Here is a 3,693-nt window from a genome sequence, read left to right as displayed (position 1 = left end):
CATCGTCAAGATTAAATTCCGAAACCCCTATCTGCTGATGCAGGTAGGGGTTTTGTTTTGCCCGCAGGAAAGTGATTTTGTGTTTCTATGCAACCGTCTTGCGCATGGCTATCATGCGGGCCTCATTATCAGGGCGCAGTCCGCATGCTCACGTTGCTAAAACTTCTGAAGGACGGCCGCTTTCATTCGGGGCAGGCGCTAGGTGTTGCGCTGGGTATCAGTCGCAGTGCTGTATGGAAGCAGTTGCAGCACCTGGAGGCGGATTTAGGATTGTCTGTTCATAAGGTTCGGGGTAAGGGGTATCAGTTGGCTAAGCCCCTGTTGCTTTTGGATGCGGCAGAGATCTGCAAAAAAGGCCTTGGTGAATGGCCTGTTCATTTGTTCGATTCTATCGACTCCACCAACGCCGAGGCGCTGCGTCTCATCGAGCGTGGTGGGGCTGCACCTTTCTTGGTCCTGGCTGAGCGGCAGGTTGCGGGTCGCGGCCGTCGAGGTCGTAAGTGGGTCAGTCCGTTTGCTGAAAATCTCTATCATAGTCTGGTGTTGCGCATTGACGGCGGTATGCGGCAACTCGAAGGGCTGAGCCTGGTCGTCGGGCTGGCGGTCATGCATGTCTTGCGTGATATGGGGATCGCAGGGGCGGGGCTGAAATGGCCTAATGATGTCTTAGTGGGTGAGAAAAAAATCGCCGGCATTTTGCTCGAATTGGTGGGGGATCCTGCAGACGTTTGCCATGTTGTCCTGGGGGTTGGGATTAACGTGAACATGCAATCGACTGAGGAGGTCGATCAGCAATGGACATCCATGTGTCTTGAAGCTGGCAGGAGCTTCGATCGAAATGAGCTGGTGGCACAATTGGGTGCGAAGCTGCAACGATATCTGGAGCTTCATCATGCGTCAGGGTTTGCTGCGATTCAGTCGGAGTGGGAGCAGTATCATCTTTGGCAGGGGCGGGCTGTATCTCTGATTGCCGGTGTTAATAAAATCGACGGTATTGTGCTGGGCATCGATCATCAGGGTGCGTTGCGTTTGAAGGTAGATGGTGTGGAAAAGAACTTTAGCGGTGGTGAGCTCAGTTTGAGGTTGCGTGATGATTCTTGAGCTCGACTGCGGCAACAGCTTCATCAAATGGCGGGTTCTTCGTCCTGACGGGGCGACGCCAGTCGAGGGTGGCGTGGTTAGCTCCGATGGCGATCTACTGGCGAGCCTGCGTAATTCCGAGAAGTTCCAGCTCAAGAAATGCCGCCTTGTTAGTGTGAGAACCCAGGCGGAGACGGATTCGTTGGTTGCTTCGCTGGTTGAGGCTTTCGGGTTGTCGGTAGTTCGCGCGATGCCCGCCAGGGAAATGGCGGGTGTGCGCAATGGCTACGAAGATCACGAGCGATTGGGGCTCGATCGATGGCTGGCCTTGCTTGGTGGGTTTCATCTCGCTTCGGGGGCATGCCTGGTCCTCGATTTTGGGACTGCTGTTACGGCTGACTTCGTGGCTGCGGATGGCGGACATCTCGGAGGGTTCATTTGTCCGGGTATGCCTTTGATGCGTAATCAGTTGCGCACCCACACGCGTAAGATCCGCTATGACGATATCGCAGCCGAGCGGGCCCATGAGAGCCTCGCTCCAGGCCGTGCCACTGTCGAGGCGGTGGAGCGCGGTTGCATGTTGATGCTCAGAGGGTTTGTGCTGACTCAACTAGAATTGGCGCGGCAATATTGGGGAAAGGATTTCGTAGTGTTTCTCACGGGGGGCGATGCCAATCTGGTTTCCGGGGTTGTTCCCGATGCCAAGATGGTTCCAGATCTCGTTTTTGTCGGTTTGGCGATGGCTTGTCCTTTGTCTTGAGGTTTCTATGCGGTGGCTGTTTCTATTGTTGCTGGTTTTAAATGTCTTCTATTACATCTGGCACCAGCAGGAAGCCCCGCTTCGCGCCAAGGATGTTACGCCGTTGAGTTTGTATCGCGGTTCCCAGCAAGATATTCATCTCTTGAGCGAAACTGCTGATGCGCTTGTCAGGCGTGATTCAGGCAGGCCAGGTGAGGCCTCAAAAAACTGTGTTTACTTGGGTGGTTTTGTTCGTCCGGAACTGGCTAGGCAGTTGGAGCAGCGCTTGGCTGCCTCAGGCATTACGGGTCGTTCCGTAGCGTCGAGCTCGCCGAATGTTCCTGAGGGGGGTGGCTTCTGGGTCCAGGTTCCCCAGGAAAACGCGGGAAAGGTAAATGAAACGCTGCTTCAAAACCTTTCTAAAGAATTCAATGAGTTAAAACATAAAATAATGCCATGCGAAGGGGTTGCACCCGCAGGGTAGTTTGCATAGAATGGCGCCCGCTTCGCAGCGAAGACCTTTAGAGGTAAGCGATACGAAGCGACGTCAACGCAGCTAACCTCAGGTTTTTAATGAGAAAATGCTTGACAGAAGGCTGGCATGATATAGAATGCCGGCTCGCTTAGGAGGGGTTCCCGAGCGGCCAAAGGGATCAGACTGTAAATCTGACGTCTACGACTTCGAAGGTTCGAATCCTTCCCCCTCCACCATTTTTAGCGTGAGCTGCAAGCTCCGCGGGTATAGTTTAGTGGTAGAACCTCAGCCTTCCAAGCTGATGATGCGGGTTCGATTCCCGCTACCCGCTCCAAGTTTGCAGGTTGTGCAAAGTGTTTCGCTCTTGTAGCTCAGTTGGTAGAGCACACCCTTGGTAAGGGTGAGGTCAGCGGTTCAAATCCGCTCAAGAGCTCCATATAACAAGGCAGATATGAAAATATCTGCCTTTGTTTTAATGGCTTGTGTGACTCGCTAAATTCTTCTCCTAGGGGTGATTTCGATGGCTAAGGAAAAGTTCGAACGTAATAAGCCGCACGTCAACGTAGGCACCATTGGTCACGTCGACCACGGTAAAACCACGCTGACCGCTGCTCTGACCCGTGTCTGCTCCGAAGTTTTCGGTTCGGCCAAGGTTGACTTCGACAAGATCGACAGCGCCCCGGAAGAGAAAGCTCGCGGTATCACCATCAACACCGCTCACGTTGAATACGATTCGGCCGTGCGTCACTACGCACACGTTGACTGCCCAGGTCACGCCGACTACGTAAAAAACATGATCACCGGTGCTGCCCAGATGGACGGGGCGATCCTGGTTTGCTCGGCCGCTGATGGTCCGATGCCACAAACCCGTGAGCACATCCTGCTGTCCCGTCAGGTAGGCGTTCCGTACATCGTTGTCTTCCTGAACAAGGCTGACATGGTTGACGATGCTGAGCTGCTGGAACTGGTTGAGATGGAAGTGCGCGACCTGCTGAGCACTTACGACTTCCCAGGTGATGACACTCCAATCATCATCGGTTCGGCTCTGATGGCTCTGAACGGCCAAGACGACAACGAAATGGGCACCACTGCTGTCAAGAAGCTGGTGGAAACTCTGGACAGCTACATCCCAGAGCCAGAGCGTGCTATCGACAAGCCGTTCCTGATGCCAATCGAAGACGTATTCTCGATCTCCGGTCGCGGTACTGTTGTGACTGGTCGTGTTGAGCGTGGCATCGTCCGCATCCAGGAAGAAGTTGAGATCGTCGGTCTGCGCGACACTCAGAAAACTACCTGCACCGGCGTTGAAATGTTCCGCAAGCTGCTCGACGAAGGTCGTGCTGGCGAGAACTGCGGCGTGCTGCTGCGCGGCACCAAGCGTGACGACGTTGAGCGTGGT

Annotated in this window: 4 protein-coding genes and 3 tRNA genes; all 7 read left to right on the top strand. The window is 54.3% G+C overall.

Annotated elements, in window-relative coordinates; all coding sequences use genetic code 11:
• Window positions 1-144 precede the first annotated feature (144 nt).
• The gene (gene birA / locus FHK92_RS13330; protein ID WP_181288448.1) at window positions 145-1,101 is read left to right on the top strand and encodes a bifunctional biotin--[acetyl-CoA-carboxylase] ligase/biotin operon repressor BirA; all 957 of its coding nucleotides are present in this window, start codon (window positions 145-147) and stop codon (window positions 1,099-1,101) included.
• Window positions 1,091-1,840 (top strand): pantothenate kinase, encoded by a 750-nt coding sequence (locus FHK92_RS13325; RefSeq protein WP_181288447.1) that lies wholly within the window; start codon window positions 1,091-1,093, stop codon window positions 1,838-1,840. Before birA ends, FHK92_RS13325 begins: the two co-directional genes overlap by 11 nt.
• 7 nt (window positions 1,841-1,847) lie before the next feature.
• Window positions 1,848-2,303: a hypothetical protein gene (locus FHK92_RS13320; protein WP_181288446.1), complete on the top strand. Its 456-nt coding sequence runs from the start codon at window positions 1,848-1,850 to the stop codon at window positions 2,301-2,303.
• A gap of 142 nt (window positions 2,304-2,445) precedes the next feature.
• Window positions 2,446-2,530: transfer RNA gene (locus FHK92_RS13315), tRNA-Tyr, on the top strand.
• A gap of 24 nt (window positions 2,531-2,554) precedes the next feature.
• Window positions 2,555-2,628, top strand: a tRNA-Gly gene (locus FHK92_RS13310).
• A 26-nt stretch (window positions 2,629-2,654) separates the two neighbouring features.
• A tRNA-Thr gene (locus FHK92_RS13305) sits at window positions 2,655-2,730 on the top strand.
• Between the two features lie 84 nt (window positions 2,731-2,814).
• Window positions 2,815-3,693 (top strand): elongation factor Tu (gene tuf, locus FHK92_RS13300; RefSeq protein ID WP_181288451.1); only part of this gene is annotated, 879 nt, incomplete at its 3' end.

Source organism: Pseudomonas brassicacearum subsp. neoaurantiaca, assembly GCF_013608025.1.
Taxonomy (GTDB): domain Bacteria; phylum Pseudomonadota; class Gammaproteobacteria; order Pseudomonadales; family Pseudomonadaceae; genus Aquipseudomonas.
This window is presented reverse-complemented; position numbering and strand designations above follow the sequence as displayed.